Source organism: Nocardiopsis protaetiae (genome assembly GCF_045446735.1).
In the GTDB taxonomy this organism is placed as follows: domain Bacteria; phylum Actinomycetota; class Actinomycetes; order Streptosporangiales; family Streptosporangiaceae; genus Nocardiopsis; species Nocardiopsis protaetiae.
The window spans coordinates 1-17154 of the sequence record NZ_JBJJBV010000148.1; the positions used below are offsets into that span (position 1 = coordinate 1).

15 protein-coding genes and 1 pseudogene are annotated in these 17154 nt (G+C 72.3%); 9 read left to right on the plus strand and 7 right to left on the minus strand.

Annotated elements, in window-relative coordinates; genetic code table 11:
* Positions 1 to 73: 73 nt before the first annotated feature.
* Genes accA through ACJOT3_RS21395 form a run of 3 tightly spaced genes read right to left on the minus strand, consistent with a single transcriptional unit; the run spans position 74 to position 4265 of the window.
* Positions 74 to 1792, minus strand: a complete 1719-nt coding sequence (gene accA / locus ACJOT3_RS21385; protein WP_406974853.1) for a carboxyltransferase subunit alpha — start codon at positions 1790 to 1792, stop codon at positions 74 to 76.
* Positions 1789 to 3003, minus strand: coding sequence for a ketosynthase chain-length factor (locus ACJOT3_RS21390; RefSeq protein ID WP_406974854.1), 1215 nt, complete (start codon positions 3001 to 3003; stop codon positions 1789 to 1791). The genes accA and ACJOT3_RS21390 overlap by 4 nt, the downstream gene beginning before the upstream one ends.
* Positions 3000 to 4265 carry a beta-ketoacyl-[acyl-carrier-protein] synthase family protein gene (locus tag ACJOT3_RS21395; protein WP_406974855.1) on the minus strand — a complete coding sequence of 422 codons (1266 nt, stop codon included), beginning with the start codon at positions 4263 to 4265 and terminating at the stop codon, positions 3000 to 3002. Before ACJOT3_RS21395 ends, ACJOT3_RS21390 begins: the two co-directional genes overlap by 4 nt.
* Positions 4266 to 4466: 201 nt before the next feature.
* Between ACJOT3_RS21395 and ACJOT3_RS21400 the strand changes: the two genes are divergently transcribed.
* From ACJOT3_RS21400 to ACJOT3_RS21430, 7 genes are all read left to right on the plus strand, one after another.
* Positions 4467 to 5912 (plus strand): NDP-hexose 2,3-dehydratase family protein, encoded by a 1446-nt coding sequence (locus ACJOT3_RS21400; RefSeq protein WP_406974856.1) that lies wholly within the window; start codon positions 4467 to 4469, stop codon positions 5910 to 5912.
* Positions 5879 to 6907, plus strand: coding sequence for an NAD-dependent epimerase/dehydratase family protein (locus ACJOT3_RS21405; RefSeq protein ID WP_406974857.1), 1029 nt, complete (start codon positions 5879 to 5881; stop codon positions 6905 to 6907). Before ACJOT3_RS21400 ends, ACJOT3_RS21405 begins: the two co-directional genes overlap by 34 nt.
* On the plus strand, positions 6904 to 8136 hold the full coding sequence (locus ACJOT3_RS21410; protein ID WP_406974858.1) for a nucleotide disphospho-sugar-binding domain-containing protein: 1233 nt from the start codon (positions 6904 to 6906) through the stop codon (positions 8134 to 8136). The genes ACJOT3_RS21405 and ACJOT3_RS21410 overlap by 4 nt, the downstream gene beginning before the upstream one ends.
* Positions 8133 to 9131, plus strand: coding sequence for a Gfo/Idh/MocA family protein (locus tag ACJOT3_RS21415; RefSeq protein ID WP_406974859.1), 999 nt, complete (start codon positions 8133 to 8135; stop codon positions 9129 to 9131). Before ACJOT3_RS21410 ends, ACJOT3_RS21415 begins: the two co-directional genes overlap by 4 nt.
* Before the next feature lie 79 nt (positions 9132 to 9210).
* Positions 9211 to 10140: an ABC transporter ATP-binding protein gene (locus tag ACJOT3_RS21420; protein ID WP_406974860.1), complete on the plus strand. Its 930-nt coding sequence runs from the start codon at positions 9211 to 9213 to the stop codon at positions 10138 to 10140.
* Positions 10124 to 10897, plus strand: a complete 774-nt coding sequence (locus tag ACJOT3_RS21425; protein WP_406974861.1) for an ABC transporter permease — start codon at positions 10124 to 10126, stop codon at positions 10895 to 10897. Before ACJOT3_RS21420 ends, ACJOT3_RS21425 begins: the two co-directional genes overlap by 17 nt.
* 108 nt (positions 10898 to 11005) lie before the next feature.
* Complete coding sequence (locus ACJOT3_RS21430; RefSeq protein ID WP_406974862.1) at positions 11006 to 11686, plus strand: TetR/AcrR family transcriptional regulator; 681 nt, start codon at positions 11006 to 11008, stop codon at positions 11684 to 11686.
* A 174-nt stretch (positions 11687 to 11860) separates the two neighbouring features.
* Here ACJOT3_RS21430 and rfbB read toward each other — a convergent pair whose 3' ends face one another.
* The 3 genes from rfbB to ACJOT3_RS21445 all read right to left on the minus strand — a co-directional run bounded on the left by rfbB (position 11861) and on the right by ACJOT3_RS21445 (position 14222).
* On the minus strand, positions 11861 to 12832 hold the full coding sequence (gene rfbB / locus ACJOT3_RS21435; protein WP_406974863.1) for a dTDP-glucose 4,6-dehydratase: 972 nt from the start codon (positions 12830 to 12832) through the stop codon (positions 11861 to 11863).
* Entirely contained in the window at positions 12829 to 13890 is a 1062-nt protein-coding gene (locus ACJOT3_RS21440; RefSeq protein WP_406974864.1) for a glucose-1-phosphate thymidylyltransferase, read from the minus strand. Before ACJOT3_RS21440 ends, rfbB begins: the two co-directional genes overlap by 4 nt.
* A 74-nt stretch (positions 13891 to 13964) precedes the next feature.
* Positions 13965 to 14222, minus strand: a complete 258-nt coding sequence (locus ACJOT3_RS21445) for an acyl carrier protein (protein ID WP_406974865.1) — start codon at positions 14220 to 14222, stop codon at positions 13965 to 13967.
* Between the two features lie 245 nt (positions 14223 to 14467).
* Between ACJOT3_RS21445 and ACJOT3_RS21450 the strand changes: the two genes are divergently transcribed.
* Together ACJOT3_RS21450 and ACJOT3_RS21455 are read left to right on the plus strand one after the other, a co-directional pair.
* Positions 14468 to 15652 (plus strand): cytochrome ubiquinol oxidase subunit I, encoded by a 1185-nt coding sequence (locus ACJOT3_RS21450; protein ID WP_406974866.1) that lies wholly within the window; start codon positions 14468 to 14470, stop codon positions 15650 to 15652.
* The gene (locus ACJOT3_RS21455; protein ID WP_406974867.1) at positions 15649 to 16434 is read left to right on the plus strand and encodes a cytochrome d ubiquinol oxidase subunit II; all 786 of its coding nucleotides are present in this window, start codon (positions 15649 to 15651) and stop codon (positions 16432 to 16434) included. Before ACJOT3_RS21450 ends, ACJOT3_RS21455 begins: the two co-directional genes overlap by 4 nt.
* A 25-nt stretch (positions 16435 to 16459) precedes the next feature.
* Here the strand turns inward: ACJOT3_RS21455 and ACJOT3_RS21460 are convergent.
* A pseudogene (locus ACJOT3_RS21460) lies at positions 16460 to 17154 on the minus strand (hypothetical protein); the annotation flags it as partial.

Below are 17154 nucleotides of genomic sequence, written 5' to 3' on the forward strand. Positions count from 1 at the left end.
GAGTTCGGCCACCGCGCGGACCAGGTCGTCGAGAGCGCGGTTCTCCACGGACACATCCGTCATGATCGACTCCTCACCGGGTTGGCCGTGTGGACGGCGACTGGGTGCCAAAACGTTGGAAGCGCTCGCGGCGCTCGTGGACGATCCGGGCCGGGTCCGCCTCCGCCAGTTCCGCGAGCACGGTGGCGACCGATTCCCGCAGCCGCGCGGCGGCCTCGGCGGGGGCGCGGTGCGCCCCGCCCTCGGGTTCGAGCACCACCGCGTCGACCACGCCCCGGTCCAGGAGGCTCCGCGCGTCGAGCCGCAGGGCGGCTGCGGCGTCCGGGGCCCGCCCCGCGTCCTTCCACAGGATCGAGGCGCAGCCTTCGGGGCTGATCACCGAGTACACGGCGTTGGAGCAGATCAGGACCCGGTCGGCGGTGGCCAGGGCGAGCGCCCCGCCGCTGCCGCCCTCGCCGGTGACCACGCTGACCGTGGGGACGGGCAGGCCCGCCATGACCCGGATGCTGTCGGCGATGGCGAAGGACTGGCCCTGCTCCTCGGCCTCCCTTCCGGGGAAGGCGCCGGGGGTGTCCACGAGGGTGAGCACCGGCAGCCCCAGCTTGGCGGCGAGCCGGAAGAGGCGGACCGCCTTCCGGTGCCCGGCGGGCGAGGCCATGCCGAAGTTCCGCCGGTTGAGCTCGGCCGCCGTGTGCCCCTTCTGGTGGCCGACGACCACCAGGCGGGTGTCGCCGATGCGGCCGAGCCCGCCCACCACGGCCGGGCAGTCGCCGGACACCCGGTCGCCCCGCAGTTCCAGGAACTCCTCCAGGATCGCGCCGGTGTAGTCCAGGAAGGTGGGGCGGCCCACCTCCCGGGCCAGGCGCACCGCGTCCCAGGGGTCGGCCTCCGGCAGTTCGCCGGGGTCCTCCGCCAGGAAGCGCGGCCCGTCCCCGGTCCCCGCGGCGGCGTCGGCGCGGAGGGGGCGCCGGGAGGCCTCGGCCGGATCTCCCGCGGCCAGCAGCCCCGCCAGGGTCGCCTTCAGCTCGGAGCGGTCCCGGACGGCGTCGACCATGCCCTTCTCCAGGAGGAACCCGGCCGTCTGGAACCCGGGGGGCAGGCTCTCGCCGATGGTCTGCTCGATCACCCGGGGTCCGGCGAATCCCAGCCGGGCCCCGGACTCCGCGATGATGACGTCGCTCTGGGTGGCGAAGGAAGCGGCGACACCGCCGTAGGTCGGATCGGTGACGAGGGAGATCGTGAGGATCCCCGCCTCGTCCAGCTCGCCCATGGCCCGGCTCGTCCGGGCCATCTGCATGAGGGCCAGGGCCCCCTCCTGCATCCGCGCCCCGCCCGAGGCCGTGACCAGCAGCAGGGGGGTGCGTTCCTCCAGGGCCACCCGCGCGGCCCCGACGACGAGGTCGCCGACCGCGGAGCCGAGGCTGCCCCCGAGGAAGCCGAAGTCCATGACCACGGCCACCGCGGGCCTGCCCCGGATCCTGCCGCGCACGCACACCGCCGCGTCGTCCAGGCCGGTCGCCTCCCGGGCCCGCTCCCGCCGGAGCGGGTAGGGGACCGAGTCGGTGAATCCCAGCGGGTCCCCGGAGTCGGCCCGGATCTCCAGGGGGCGCACGCTCCCCTCGTCGAAGAGCATCTCGACGCGCTGGGGCGCGGTCAGCATCTCATGGTGGCCGCACTCGCCGCAGACCCGCAGGCCGCGGCGGAAACGGCGGCCCAGGAGGATGCGCTTGCAGGCACGGCACAGGACCCAGTCCGACACCTCCGCCGCCGTCCTGCTCCCGGTCTCCGTCATCGGCCGCTCTTCGTCAGGACCATCGCGGAGTTGAACCCCCCGTGCCCCCTGGCGAGCACCAGCACGTTGCGGACCTCCAACTCCCGCGGCTGGCCGGTGACGAGGTCGAGGGCGTGCTCCTCCGCCGCCGCAACACCCTTGGCCGTCGGGGGCAGGACCCCGTCCCGGATGGAGAGGAGCGCCATGGCGGCGTCCAGGGCGCCGCCCCCCGAGTTCAGTCGGCCCGTCATGGTCTTGGGCGCGGTGACCGGCACCCCGCGCGCACCGAACACGGCCTCCAGGGCGCGCGATTCCTCGCGGTCGGCCTCGGGCACGCCCGAGGCGTCCGCGTAGACGGCGTCGATGGCGCCGGGTTCCAGTCCGGCGTCGGCCAGGGCCCCCCGGACGGCCGCCTCCAGGCGGGTACCGCGCCCGCTCTCCGGGGCGGGGTCGAAGGTCTGGTGGTGGCCCGCGATCTCACCGAGGGGCCGTGCGCCCCGGTCCCGGGCCCCCTGCTCGCTCTCCACGACCAGCACGGCCCCGCCCTCGCCCATGACGTATCCGCCGGCCTCCGCGGAGAACGGCAGGAAGGCCCGCTCCGGGTCGGTCGCGCGGCTGAGGCCGGGGTCCGCCGACAGGGCGGCCACCCCCCAGGGGCACAGGGGCGCCTCCATCCCGCCGCTGACGACCAGCCCGGTCCCCCGGCGGATGTTCCGGCGGGCCTTGCCCAGGGCGTCCAGGCCCCCGGCGTTGTCGCTCACCACCACGCTGACCGGGCCGCGCATGCCGTGGCGGATGGACACCTGGCCGGTGTTGACCGCGTAGAACCAGGCGAAGGACTGGTAGGCGCTGACGTGGTCGGGGCCGCTCCCCCACAGGTTCTCCAGCTCCTTCTGCCCGAACTCGAATCCGCCGATCGAGTTGGCCAGGACCACGCTCGTGTCGAAGGGGTCCCGCTCGCGCATGTCCACACCCGCCGCGGCCAGGGCCCAGTCCGCGGCGGCGAGCGTCAGCCGCGTGACGCGGTCGGTCTGCGGGATGAGCCTGCCGGAGACGTGCTCGGCGGCGTCGAAGTCCGTGATCTCCCCGGCCGCACGGACGGGGTAGGCGGAGGCGTCGAACCGTGTGATGGGGCCGATGGCACCGCGCCCCTCCAGGACTCCGCTCCAGTGCTGTTCGACGCCCGTGGCGACGGGCGACACGGCCCCCAGGCCGGTGACGACGGCTCTCATCGGTTCCTCCGGTCGGGGCGGGCCAGGACCATCGCGCTCTGGAAGCCGCCGAAGCCGCTCCCGAGGGTCATCACGACGTCCAGGCGGCGTTCGCGTGCGGTCAGTGGCACGTAGTCCAGATCGAGTTCGGGGTCCGGTTCCTCGAGGTTGGCCGTCGGGGGGATGACCCCCCGGTCCAGGGCCAGGGCGCACGCGGCGATCTCGATCGAACCGATCCCGCCGAGGGAGTGCCCCGTGACGGCCTTGATCGAGCTGATGGGGACCTCGTGGGCGCTCTCCCCGAAGGCCGCCTTGACGGCGGCCGTCTCGTGCCGGTCGTTCTGCTTGGTGGAGGTGCCGTGGGCGTTGATGTAGTCGATGTCCGAGGGGGCCACCCCGGCACCGGCCATCGCGCTCCGGGCCGCCTGCGCCAGCTCCGCCCCGTCCGGGCGCAGCCCGGTCATGTGGTGGGCGTTGGCCCGCGAGGCGCAGGAGAGGATCTCGGCGTACACCCGCGCGCCCCGCCGGACCGCGTGCTCGTACTCCTCCAGGACGAGCACGGCGCCGCCCTCGCCCAGAACGAACCCGTCCCTGGTCAGGTCGAAGGGCCGCAGCGCCCGGCCGGGATCGTCGTTGCGGCTGGACGTGGCCCGGATCGCGTCGAAGCACGCGTAGGTGATGGGTGAGAGCGGGGCGTCGGCGGCCCCGGAGACCATGACGTCGGCCGTGCCCTCCTCGATGAGCTCGAAGGCGTGGGCCACGGAGTCGATACCGGAGGTGCACCCGGTGGAGATCACGCCCACCGGGCCCTCCGCCCCGACCTCCCACGCGACCTCCTTGGCCATGGCGCTGGGCACGGTGTGGTCGTACATGTGCGGCACCGCGTAGGAGGGGTCGACCAGCCAGGTGCGGCCCTCGTCGCTCAGGACCCGGTACTCCTCGTCGAGCCGGATGGTGGCGCCCACCGCCGTGCCCATGCTCACGCCCGTCCGCTCCGGGGTCCCCCCGGTGGGGAGCCCGCTGTCCGCGAGCGCTTCGCGGGTGCTCACCATCGCGAACTGCACCGAGCGGTCCATCCGCCGGATCTCCCGGGCGGACAGGCCCTCGCGCACCGGGTCGAAGTCGACCTCCGCGGCGATCTGCGAGCGGTAGGGGGTCGGATCGAAGTGGGTCAGCCTCCTCGTGGCCGGTCGACCCTCGCTGATCCGTTCCCAGAACGGCTCGACCCCCGGGTCCCCCGGGGCGACGACCCCCAGTCCGGTGATGACGACACGGCGTTTCATCTGGACGCCCTTCCACATGATCGGCGGCTGTCAGGACACTCCGCAGAACCTAGGCACGGGGCCTCGGAACCCGCTCGAGGGGACTTCGGAGGGCGGCCGCGGGCCCGCCCATGCGAAAGGGAGTCCAGCAGGACTCGAGCCGCATGGCCCAGCGTGGGCGGATCCATGGCATGTCCGCCCGACCGTGAAAGGTGCACGCCGTTGTCGTACACACGCACCCGGCCAGCGCCGCAGGGGATCCGCGAACACGACGCCCGCCGCTTCAGCGAGTCAGCCTCGGTGGTGGAGGGTGCGTCGGTGACCCTGGAGTGGTTCCACCAGTGGTTCGCGGAGGTGGGGAGGCGGGACCGTCACTCGGTCAAGCGCGCCCCCCTCGACGGGCTGGCCGGCTGGACCACGGACCCCGAGACCGGCGACCTCAAGCACACCAGCGGGCGCTTCTACACGGTGGAGGGCCTGGAGGTGTCGACCCGGCACCGGTCGGTCCCCCTCTGGCGCCAGCCCATCATCGTGCAGCCCGAGATCGGTGTCCTCGGCCTGCTGGTCAAGGAGTTCGACGGGGTCCTGCACTGCCTGGTCCAGACGAAGATGGAACCGGGGAACATCAACGGCGTCCAGCTCTCGCCCACGGTGCAGGCCACCCGGAGCAACTACACGCGGGCCCACCGGGGCGCTGCCACCGCCTATCTGGAGTACTTCGTCGGCGACGAGCGCGGGCGGGTGCTCCTGGACTCCCTCCAGTCCGAGCAGGGCTCGTGGTTCCTGCACAAGCGCAACCGGAACATGGTGGTGGAGACCCGGGAGGACGTCCCCCTCCGGGAGGGCTTCTGCTGGTTGACGCTCGGCCAGCTGCACGAGCTGCTGCCGCTCCGGAACATGCTCAACATGGACATCCGGAGCGTGCTGTCGACGATCCCGTTCCGCGCGCCGACCGACCGCCCGTCCCTGCTGAACGAGGACACCTACCGGGGCGCCCTGCTGCGGTCCATGCTGCCCGGCCTCCCGGTGTCCTCCGCCGACGGCCCCACCCTGACGACGTGGTTCTTCGACGAGAAGTCCAGCCGCACCCTGTCCCGGACGCTCACACCGCTGAACCGGGTCGACCACTGGGTGCGCACACCCGAGCGGATCAGCCACGTCGAGGAGCGCTACTTCTCGGTGATCGGGGTGGACGTCGAGGCGGAGGGCCGTGAGGTCAGGTCGTGGTCCCAGCCGCTGCTGGCCCCCGTCAACCGGGGGCTGCTCGCGCTGCTCACGAAACGGGTCGACGGGGTCCTGCACGTTCTGGTGCAGGCCCGCAGCGGCGCGGGATCGATGGACGTGGTCGAGCTGGCCCCCAGCCTCCAGTGCACTCCGGCGAACTACGCGGACGGGGCCTCCCCCGACCGGCCGCCGTTCCTCGACTACGTGCTCGGCGCTCCACCGGAGCGGATCCGCTTCGACGCGGTGCACTCCGAAGAAGGAGGGCGCTTCTACCACGCGGAGAACAACTACATGGTCGTCGACACAGGCGACGACATCCCCTCTCACCTCCCGGAAGGCTACACATGGACGACCGTGCGGCAGCTGGCCGACCTGGTACAGCACGAGAACTACCTCAACGTGGAGATGAGGTGCCTGCTCGCCTGCCTGCACTCCCTCCTCTGAGGCCGGCGGGCAAGGGCGTCGTCCTCGGCGCCGGGGGCTTCCTGGGCGGGGCGATCGCGGACGCGCTCGCCGGGGCCGGACAGGACGTCCTGGGCGTGCTGCGGCGCCCCGGCCGCACCCTGCCGGTCCGCAGCGTCGTCCTCGACGTCAACCTCGCCCCGGAGGCGCTGATCGACCTCTTCTGGGAGGAGCGGCCCGACTTCATCGTCAACGCGGCCGGCCGGGTCTTCACGGAGGACCCGGCCGAGCTGGTCGGCGCCAACGTCGCCCTCACCGACCGGGTCGTGGACGCGGTCGCGCGCCTGCCCTGGGCACCGAGGCTCGTGCACCTGGGGTCGGTCCTGGAGTACGGTCCCGCCCCCGGCGGGGAGCCCGTCGGCGAGGAGGTCCCGACCCGGCCCGACACCGACTACGGGCAGGCCAAGGCCGCCGGGACCGAACGGGTTCTGACCGCCGCGCGATGGGGCGCCGTCGACGCCGTGGTGCTGCGGGTCGCCAACGTCTACGGCCCCGGCACCCCCTCCACGGCCCTGCTGGGCCGGGTCGCCGACGCACTGGTCCGCACTGCGGGGGACGGCCCCCGGGAGCTGAAGCTCAACCGGCTGGACTCCCGGCGCGACTTCGTGGACGTCCGCGACGTAGCCTCGGCGGCGGCCCGGGCGGTCTCCGTGCCGCTGGACCGCAGGCGGGTGCTGAACATCGGCCGGGGCGAGGTCCTGGGCGTCCGGGACCTGGTCCGGGACCTCATCGAGCTGAGCGGGGTCCCCCTCCGCGTGGTGGAGGTGGAGCACACGGCCCGCACGGCGGGGTCGCCGTGGTTCTGCGTGGACGCGACCGCGGCGCGGGAGGTCCTGGGCTGGTCCCCGGAGCACGCCCCGCGAGATTCGCTGACCGCCCTGTGGCGGTCCGCCCTGGGTGCGTCCGGCCGGGCGCACCCCACCACCGACGGGCTCCGGACCCACAGGCGCCCGACCTATTCAGGGAGAGCCGTATGAAAGTGATGTTCACCGTCAGCGACTGGCTGGGGGTCTACAACTGCATCATCCCCCTGGGCTGGGCGCTGGAGGCCGCGGGCCACGAGGTCCGGGTGGTCTGCGCCCCCTCCCAGGTGAGGGCGGTGACCCAGGGCGGACTCGTGCCCGTGCCCCTCTTCGAGAGCTACGACGTGATGAAGATGGAGCGCATGGAGCGGTACGGGGAGACGGCCAGGGCCTCCGGTCCGCTCGACGACTCCCCCGTCCTGCACCCGGAGACCGGCGAGCCCGTCGTGGACTTCCGGCTGTACGACGCGGACCGGGAGGGCGCCCGCCTGGAGGAGGCCTGCCACGAGGTCATCGACCGGCGCTTCGACGCGGCCGCCGGGTTCGCCCGCGATTGGCGCCCCGACCTGGTCGTCCACGACCTCCTGGGGTCGGAGGGCGTGCTCGCGGCCGCAGTGGCGGGGGTGCCCTGCGTGTACCACGGTCCGGGCATGTTCGGCGCCGTCGAGTCCTGTGTGCCCGACCGGACCGGGGCCCTGGCCCGGCACGGCGTGGCTCAGGCCCGTCCGCCGATCGGGTACGTGATCGACTCGACCCCGCCTTCGGTGGGGATCGACCACGGGGACGCCCTGCACATCCCCATGCGTTACGTGCCCTACAACGGGCCGGGGCGGATGGAGCCCTGGCTGCTGGAGGAGCCGGACCCGCGGCGGCTCTGCCTGCTGTGGAGCCGGGGGACCCACAACATCTTCGGCAACGGCGCGCCCGTCTTCCCCCGGCTGCTGGAGGCCGCGGCCGACCTGGACGTGGAGGTCGTGTTCACCGGCCCGCCCGAGGCGGTCCACTCGCTCGACGACCTTCCGGGCCGGGTGCGCGTCCTGACGGACTTCCCGCTGAAACTGCTGCTCCCCACCTGCGGCCTGATCGCCCACCAGGGCAGCGTCAACCCGATGATGACCGCCGCCGCGCTGGGGCTCCCCCAGCTCATGCTCGGCATGGCCGACGACGGCATGGAGATGGGACGCCGGTTCGCCCTGGCGGGGTCCGGGCTCGCCTTGTCGGGGCTGTCCGCGACGACGGAGGAGATCCGGGGGTCCCTCGCGGCGCTCCTGGACGACCCGTCCGCGTACAAGGCGGCCCGGCGTATCCGGGAGGAGAACGAGGCGCTGCCCGCTCCCGCGGAGGTGGTCCGCCCCCTGGAGCTGCTGGCCCGCACGGGCACCCTCACCGCGGCGGACCTGTGACGCCCCCCGGCCCGGACCGGCACGCCCCGGTCCGGGTGGGGGTTCTCGGGCACAGCGACATCGGACGGCGCAGGACCCTGCCCGCCATCGCCGCGACCCCCGGGATGGAGGCGGTCTGCCTGGCCTCCCGGGACCGCGGGCGCGCCCGGGAGGCGGGCCGCGAACTGGGCGTGGAACCGGTGGTGGGCTACGGGCGCCTGCTGGAACGGGACGACGTCGACGCCGTCTATGTGCCCCTCCCGGTGATGCTGCACGAGGAGTGGGTGCGGCGGTGCCTGCTGCACGGCAAGCACGTGCTCGTCGAGAAGCCGCTCGCCCCGGACGCGGCCGCCGCCGAGAGCCTGGTGTCGCTGGCCGCCTCCCTCGACCTGGTCCTGCTGGAGAACCACACCTTCCTGCGCCACGCGCAGCTGGCCCGGGTCCGGGAGCTCCTGGAGGAGGGGGCGGTGGGCGAGGTCCGCGCGCTCAGCGCGGTCTTCTCCATCCCCCCGCGGCCCTCCGACGACATCCGGTACCGGCCCGAACTGGGCGCCGGGGCACTCCTGGACGTCGGTGTCTACCCCCTCCGGATCACCTCCCACCTGCTGGGCCCCGACCTCGACGTGGCCGGGGCGGTGCTGCGCGAGGACACCTCCCGGGGGGTCGTCGTCTCGGGCGCGGCCCTTCTCCGCGCCGCCCGCGGAGCCACGGCCTCCGTGGTCTTCGGGATGGAGCACGCCTACCGCGCCCACTTCGAGGTCCACGGGTCCGAGGGCATCTTGCGGGCCGAGCGCCAGTTCAGCACCCCCGACGACCACCGGCCCGTCCTCGGGCTGAGCCGTTCGGGCGGACACGAGGAGATCGTCCTGGAGCCCGACCGGCAGTTCGAGAACACCCTCGCCGAGTTCCGTGACGCCGTCCGGGGACGGTCCTCCGCGGCGGCCGCGATGCGGGACAGCGTGCGCCAGGCCCGCCTGGTCGACGCCGTCGCGGACCGCGCCCGCGGCGGGTCCTGAGCCGGACCCGCGCATTGACTTTCTACGGCGTAGAGTTACATTGTTATCAGCACTCTACGACGTAGAAATGGATTTCGTCATGTTAGAGATCACCGGCCTCCGCAAGGCGTACGGAGGCCACGAGGTGCTGAAGGGTGTGGACCTGAGCGTCGGCCCCGGGCAGGTCCTGGGGCTGCTGGGCTCCAACGGGGCCGGGAAGACGACCCTCATCTCCATCACCGCGGGGCTGCGCTCCGCCGACTCCGGGAAGGTGTTCATCGGAGAGGTCGACGCCCTGCGGGACCGGCGGCGGGCCGCCCGGCTCATCGGGCTGGCCCCCCAGGAGCTGGGGATCTACCCGACCCTCACGGTCCGGGCCAACCTGGGGTACTTCGCCCGGCTGGCCGGGCTCCGGGGCCGCGCCGCGGCGATCCGGGCCGAGGAGGCGGCCGGTGCGCTGGGCCTGGAGGACCGGATGGACGAGACCGCCCAGCGGCTGTCCGGCGGCCAGAAGCGCCGGCTCCACACGGCGATGGCCATCCTGCACCGGCCCGACGTGCTGTTCCTGGACGAGCCCACGGTGGGGGCCGACGTACGCTCCCGGGCCGAGATCCTCGCCATCGTCCGGGAGATGGCGGCCCAGGGCACGGCGGTGCTCTACACCACCCACTACCTGACCGAACTCGAGGACCTGGAGGCGGACATCGCCGTCCTGCACGAGGGGCGGATCCGCGCGAACGCCCCGCTGGAGCAGGTGCTCCGTGAGCACGCCGCCGCGCGTGTGGTGCTCGTCTTCGACGGGGCCCCGCCCGAGCTGGCCGGATGGCGCGTCGAGGGCGACACCCTGGTCTCCGCGCACACCATCGAGGACACCGCGGCCGCCACGGCGGACGCGATCGGCTCCTTGGACGGCCGCGGAGGCCGCCTGACCGGGGTCGAGATCCGGCGGCCCAACCTGGAGGCCGCCTTCCTCTCCATCACCGGAACCGAGCTCGACGTGGAGGAGGAGTCCCGTGATCTCGTCTCGTAGCATCGCCATCGCCCGGGCCGGGTGCAGGCTGTTCGCCTCGGACCCCGCACCGCTCATCGCCACCGTCGTCATGCCGCTCGCGCTGATGGCGTTCGTCGTCCCCGCCGTGCAGGCACAGCTGCACGGCCAGGGTTACACCGACGCCAGCGGGGCCGAACAGCTGGTGCCGGGGATGTCGGCCATGTTCGCGTTCTTCAGCGTCTCCCTGGTGGGGACCCTCTTCTACCGGGAGCACTTCTGGGGCACCTGGGACCGGCTGCGCGCCAGTCCCGCGACCACGGCGGACATCATCCTGGGCAAGGTCGCGCCGCTCTACCTCGTCCAGCTCCTCCAGATGGCGGCCATCTTCGCCCTGGGCACGCTGTTCTTCGACTACCGCATCACCGGGTCGGTCGTCGCACTGGTCGTGACCGGGCTGCTCTTCGTGGCGATGGTCGTGGCGTTCAGCGTGATGATGGTGTCCCTGTTCACGACCATGGACCAGGCCGTGGTGCTCGGGAACATGAGCGGCATGATCATGTCCGGCATCGGGGGCTCCCTCACCTCCCCGGACACTCTGCCGGTGTGGATGCAGGCCATCGCCCAGTGGACCCCCGTCTACTACCACCTGGAGGCGATGCGGGCGATCACGCTCGACGGCGCGGGGCTGGCCGAGGTGGCGCCGCGGCTCCTGGTCGTGGCCCTCTTCACGGTCGGCTTCGCCGTGGTCGCCGGATTCCGCTTCCGCGTGGCGGACAGCAAGATCGGTACGACTTGACCGGCCAGGACCCCTGCTCAGGCCGGTGTTAAAGTCAGCACGAGATCGCGGGACCTACCGGTCGGTACACCGGCCCGGCCGGAGTCTCGGCTTTCCCGGAGGACGACGATGACATCACACCCCGGAGCGGACCAGGGGCGCAGCGAGGCGAAACAGGGCCACCAGCTCAGCAGTGCCTACATCGCCTCGATGGCCCTCTCCTTCATCGACCGTTTCGGGCTCGAAGCGCTGTCCATGCGCAAGCTCGGGTCCGCACTGGGGGTCGATCCCATGACCATCTACCACTACGTGCCGAACAAGAGCGCGCTCTACGACGGCGTGGTGGACACGATCTACGGCGAGGTCGACTTCGAGGTGATCGACTCGGACCAGAACTGGAGGGAGCTGGTCGCGCAGTACATCCGGCGCCTCCACGCGGTCCTTCGCCGGCACCCGAAGGCGGTCCCCCTCATCGCCACCCGCCCGGCCTACACCCCCTCGGTGCTGACCTCCGGCAACCGCGCGCTCAGGCTCCTGAGCGACCGCGGCATCAGCGAGCGGGACGCGCTGCTCATCATCAACTCGCTGCGCTCCTTCAGCATCGGCCACGTGCTCGCCGAACTCGGCGAACCGGTGGGCGGGAGCACCGAGTCCCCCGAGAGCGGCGACGCCGTGGACTGGTCGAGGTACCCGCACATGGTCAAGGCCATGAGCGGCGGCTACCACGGGGACGAGTTCCACGAGATCGCCCTCCAGGCCATGCTCGACGGGTTCGCCGCCCGCCTCCCCCTCCTGAGCGGGAACGACTGACACACCCGGGACCACGGACGGGCGGGGCCGCGCCGACGGTGGCGCGGCTCCGCCCGTTCGCCGTCACGGCGCTCCCGGGCGGAGCACGCCGGGGCGCACAGGGCGGCGGCGCCGCCCGGACGGGGGGCGGCGGCGCCGTGGGCCCGCGAGGCGGGCTGATCCGTCGGGCCCGCCCTACACCGGGCGCGACAGCAGCGGTTTCCACCAGTCGGGGCGGTCCCTGTACCACTGCACGACGTCCGCGAGACCCTGTTCGAAGGTCACCTGCTCCCGGTACCCCAGTTCCTCACGGATCAGGGTGTCGTCGAGGGCGTACCGGACGTCGTGCCCGGGCCGGTCCTCGACATAGGTCACCAGGTCGGGGTGGGCGCCGCACAGGTCCAGGAGCCGCCGGGTCACGTCCCAGTTGCTCTGGGGGTGCCCCCCGATGTTGTAGACCCGGCCGGGCGACCCCTCGGTCAGGACCAGCTGGATCGCCCGGCAGTGGTCGGAGACGTGGATCCACTCCCGGACGTTGGTGCCGTTGCCGTACAGGGGGACCGGGTGCCCGGCCAGCAGGTTCGTCACGAAGAGCGGCACCAGCTTCTCCACGTGCTGGAACGGCCCGTAGTTGTTGGCGCACCGGGTGACGCGCACGTCCAGCCCAAAGGTCCGGTGGTGGGCCCGTGCGAACAGGTCCCCGGCCGCCTTGGAGGCCGAGTAGGGGGAGTTGGGCAGCAGGGGGCTGGACTCGGTCCAGTCCCCCTCCTCGATCGAGCCGTAGACCTCGTCCGTGGAGACCAGGACGACGGGCTCCACCCCGAGCTCCGCGCACACCTCCAGGAGGACCTGGGTGCCGAGCACATTGGTCCGGACGAACTCGGCCGCCCCCCGGATGGACCGGTCCACGTGGGACTCGGCCGCGAAGTGGACGACGGCGTCGTGCCCGGCGACCGTGCCGCGCAGGAGTTCACCGTCGCAGACGTCGCCCCGGACGAAGTCGAGCCGCGGGTGGTCCAGGTCCAGGTTGCGCAGGTTCCCCGCGTAGGTGAGCTTGTCGAGGACGGTGACGCGGGCGTCCTCGAACCCCGGGTAGGCGCCCTGGAGCAGGGAACGCACGTAACACGATCCGATGAAACCGGCTCCGCCGGTGACGAGAACCCTCATGACGACACCTCGACGCGGGAGAGGTCACCGATCAGCAGTCGGTGGGAACCGGTGTGGCCGCCGCGCACCTGCGCGCCGCGGCCGATCAGGGAATTCCGGATCCCCCGGGCCCCGGAGATCCGGGCGCCCCGCAGGACGACGGACTCGGCGATCTCCGCGCCGGTCAGCTCGCAGTCCTCGCCGACGGCGGTGTTCGGACCGACGTAGGAGTCCTCGATCACCGAACCGGCGCCGACGATCACCGGGCCCTCGATGTGGGAGCGCACCACGCAGGCCCCGGCCTCCAGCCGGACCCCGCCGGTGAGGACGCTGTCCTCGTCCACCGCTCCGGACCGCTCGAACAGGGTCGGGGCCAGGAGCCTGCGGTTGCAGTCCAGGAGGTCGTCGATGGTGCCGGTGTCCCGCCAAAAGCCCGAGTACTCGTGCGAGCGGATCAGGGCGCCCTGCTCGATCAGGTACTGGAGGGCGTCCGTGATCTCCAGCTCGCCCCGGGCGCTGGGCCGGATGTTGGCCACGGCCTCGTGGATCACGGAGGTGAAGAAGTAGACGCCGACGATGGCGTGGTCCCCCCGCGGCTCGGCGGGCTTCTCCTGGAAGGACAAAACCCTGCCCTCGTGGTCCAGTTCGACGATGCCGTACTGGCTCGGGTCGTCGACCTTGGCGGTCGTCACGCACGCGTGGGGGCGCTGCTCCTCGAAGATCCGCGCGGTCTCGTGCACACCGTCGGCGAGGATGTTGTCCCCGAGGTACATGACGAAGTCGTCCTCCCCGAGGAAGTCGCGGGCGATGGAGACGCAGTGCGCCAGCCCCAGCGGCTCGTCCTGGTGAATGTAGGTGATCCTCAGGCCGAACGCGGAACCGTCCCCCACGGACTCCCGGATCTCCTCTCCGAACCCCCCGATGACGACGCCGACCTCGCGGACGCCGATATCGCGGAGATTCTCAAGGCAATGGTGGAGAACAGGTTTGTTGCCCACCGGGATGAGTTGTTTGGGAAAGGAGAAAGTGAAGGGCCGCAGCCGGCTTCCACTTCCCCCGGAAAGCACCAGGCCCTTCACCGGGATACCTCCGGTCTCTCGGTCGGACGGCTGACGGAAGGCGGGGCAGGGAGTCGGGACACCGCACCTCACTCCTACGCCGGCTGTTGGAGGCGCTCGTTGACGGTCCTCAGGAGTTCGAGGGGGGTGCTCGTCTCATCGATGGTCCCCTCGGGGATCGACACCTTGTACACGCGCTCGATCCGCGAGACCGTGTTGAACAGGGCCAGGGAGTCGTATCCCAGGCGGTCGAAGGGATCGTTGCCGATGTCGCCGTCGAGGTCGACGGACTCGTCCTGCCCGGCGCACTCGCGAAGAAGGCGCACGAGGTCGGTGAACTGGAATTCCTGCATGGTGGACCCCTTTCTCTCCACAACGTGACTTCACCGTGTGAAGCGACGGCCGCCGGTCGACCCGGCGGCCGCGGCCATACTCACCCGCGCTGCTCGAACCGCCCTCAAGGAACGATGGGGGCGTACCACTACTTTCGTAGGGGGCGCCCGCTCCTTTCCGGTCTACCGGTCCCGCGCCCTCCACGGTGGAATGGCTGCCGCGGTCGGAAATCCCGGCCCCGTCACCACCAGGGGGAACTGTGGATGTGCTGGACCTCGCGCGGCTCCAGTTCGCGGTGACCACGAACCTGCACTTCGTCTTCGTCGCCCTGACGCTCGGGCTCGTCCCCATGGTGGCGGTCATGCAGACCCGGCACACGTTCACCGGACGCGGGAGCGACGAGCGGCTGACCCGTTTCTGGGGGCAGATCTACCTGATCAACTACGCCCTGGGCATCGTCACGGGCCTGGTCCTGGAGTTCCAGTTCGGGATGAGCTGGAGCGGGCTGTCCCACTTCGCGGGGGACGTCTTCGGAGCGCCCCTCGCCCTCGAGACGATGACGGCCTTCTTCCTGGAGTCCACGTTCCTCGGGCTGTGGATCTTCGGATGGCACATCCTTCCGAAGAGGGTGCACCTCGCGCTGATCTGGCTGGTGGCGCTGACCGCCTACGTGTCCGCGCTCTGGATCCTGGCCGCGAACTCCTACCTCCAGAACCCGGTGGGATCCCGGGTGGTGGACGGCCGGCTGGTCCTGGACGACTTCGGCCTGTTCATCACCAACCCCCACATGCTCACCGCGCTGCCGCACGTCACGGGCGCCGCGTTCATGACCGCCTCCTGGCTGGTCATCGGGGTCAGCGCCCACCACCTGCGGCGCGGTGACCATGTCGAGTTCTTCACCTCCTGCCTGCGCTGGGGCGTGCTCGTGGCGGCCGGGGGCGGACTGCTCACCTTCATCAGCGGACACGTCGCACCGGCCTATGTGGAGGCCACCCAGCCGGACAAGCTGGAGGGGCCGATGGAACCCTTCCTCAACTCCATGCTGCTCATCGGCGACGTGCTCACGGCCCTGACCCTGCTGGTGCTCCTGCCGATGCTGTTCCGGAACCGGCTGGCCCGGGCGCGCCGGTTCCTGCCGGTGCTCATCGTCCTCGCCCCGCTGCCGGTCGCGGCCTCCGCGCTGGGGTGGATCGTCCGCGAGATGGGCCGCCAGCCGTGGCTGGTGTACGAACACCTCACCGTCGCCGAGGGCCTCTCCCCCGGCGTCTCCGCCCCGGTGGTCGCGACGTCCCTCGTGGTGTTCACCCTGGTCCTGGGTTCTCTCGCGGTGACCAACGTCGTCCTGATCCTCAGGTCGGCCGCCCGCGGTCCGGACGACGTCCTGCTCGGCTCGAAACCGGTCGAGCCCCCGCCCCCCTCCCCCGCCCCGATCTCCGGAGAGAACGTATGAGCGTCCTGTGGTTCGTCGTCTTCGTCACGGTCCTGGTCGGTTACCTCCTGCTGGAGGGCGCCGTCATAGGGGTGGGCGCCGCCCTGCCCCTCCTGGGGAGGAGCGCCGCGGCACGGCGCCGGATCGTGTCCCGGATCGGCCCCGTGATGCTGTTCAGCGAGGTGTGGCTGGTGGCGGTGGGCGGCCTGCTGTTCGGGCTCTACCCGTACGTCGAGGGAGAGGTGCTCAGTGCCCTGTACCCGCTGGTGCTGGCTCTGCTCACCTGCTGGGTGGTCCGCGACGCCGGAGTGTGGTTCCGGGCCCGCGGGACCACCGACCGCTGGCGCCTGGGCTGCGACGCGATGGTCTGCGCGGGCAGCCTGGGCCTGGCGGCGTCCTGGTCGCTGGTGCTGGGCGCGCTGTTCTCCGGCCTGTCCGGGCCGCTGGTCACCGCGGCGGGACTGGTCCTGGTCCCCGTCGTCGTCGCCGTGTTCGCCGCCTACGGGGTCGGGGTGTCGGCCCACCTGCTGCGCGTCCCGGAGAGCCGCGAGCTGGTACGGCGCCACGCCTGGGCCGGCCAGATGTACCCGATGGCCGTACTGCTCGCGGTGGCGGCGGTGACGGCGCTCGCACCGGCCACGTCCCACCTGCTGGCCAACACCTCCTCTCCCGAGTCGCTGCTGCTCCTGACCGTGTTCGCGCTGCCGTGCTACACCGCGGTCGTGGCGGTCCAGTGGTGGGGCCTGCGCTGGATGGCCCGGAACATGGAGCGGGCCGAGACGGTCCGGCGGTCGTTCTTCTGAGGGCACCGCCGGGCCGCGCCCCGGTTCAGAGCTCGTGGGCGGTGGTCACCGTCACCCCGCCGTGGGAGAGGTACCGGTCCGGCGGCGGCGGGGTGTACCCCGGCAGGCTCTCCAGGGCCGAGGGCGACCGGTCCACGTCGGCGAGCCGGACCGCCAGCGGACCGCCCCCGGCGGTGAACCGCACCTCCACCCCGACCGGGGCATCGGCGGGCGGCGCGTGCACGTGGACGCCGACCACGCCGTCCGGGCCCGGCGCCGGGGTGACCTCGCGCCCCTCGACGGAGATCGCCGACACCCGGCCGTCCGCGTCGTCCACGGCCGGCACGATCCCCTCGGCGCCGCGCGGCGACGCCAGGGCGAGCCGGAGCCTGCGCTCGCCGCCGGCGGTCTCGTCGGACAGGACCTCCAGCTCCGGCGGGTCGAGCGCCACCGCCTCGGCCGCCCCCACCAGGGACACCGGGCGGTCCGGGGCGGGGGCGGGGTTGTCGACGGCCTCCCCCGCCACGAACCCCGCCGCCCACGGGTCCGGGGCGCGCGGGTCCTCCCGGTCCCGGGGGAGGGTCCAGAACGCCTCCCCGGTGTCGGCGTCGAGCGTGTACGCGAGCGCGGTCGGCAGCGGCTGCGCCGCACCGCCCGGGTTGGCCGCCGCGCCCGCCGCGACCAGCGCGACCGACGCGGCCGCCGCGAGCGCGGGCACCGCTGCCGCCCGGCGCCACCGCA

Coding starts and splice junctions, on each gene's coding strand:
- accA (WP_406974853.1), bottom strand. CDS start 1,792: ATGACGGAGACCGGGAGCAGGACGGCGGCGGAGGTGTCGGACTGGGTC.
- ACJOT3_RS21390 (WP_406974854.1), bottom strand. CDS start 3,003: ATGAGAGCCGTCGTCACCGGCCTGGGGGCCGTGTCGCCCGTCGCCACG.
- ACJOT3_RS21395 (WP_406974855.1), bottom strand. CDS start 4,265: ATGAAACGCCGTGTCGTCATCACCGGACTGGGGGTCGTCGCCCCGGGG.
- ACJOT3_RS21410 (WP_406974858.1), top strand. CDS start 6,904: ATGAAAGTGATGTTCACCGTCAGCGACTGGCTGGGGGTCTACAACTGC.
- ACJOT3_RS21420 (WP_406974860.1), top strand. CDS start 9,211: ATGTTAGAGATCACCGGCCTCCGCAAGGCGTACGGAGGCCACGAGGTG.
- ACJOT3_RS21430 (WP_406974862.1), top strand. CDS start 11,006: ATGACATCACACCCCGGAGCGGACCAGGGGCGCAGCGAGGCGAAACAG.
- rfbB (WP_406974863.1), bottom strand. CDS start 12,832: ATGAGGGTTCTCGTCACCGGCGGAGCCGGTTTCATCGGATCGTGTTAC.
- ACJOT3_RS21445 (WP_406974865.1), bottom strand. CDS start 14,222: ATGCAGGAATTCCAGTTCACCGACCTCGTGCGCCTTCTTCGCGAGTGC.
- ACJOT3_RS21455 (WP_406974867.1), top strand. CDS start 15,649: ATGAGCGTCCTGTGGTTCGTCGTCTTCGTCACGGTCCTGGTCGGTTAC.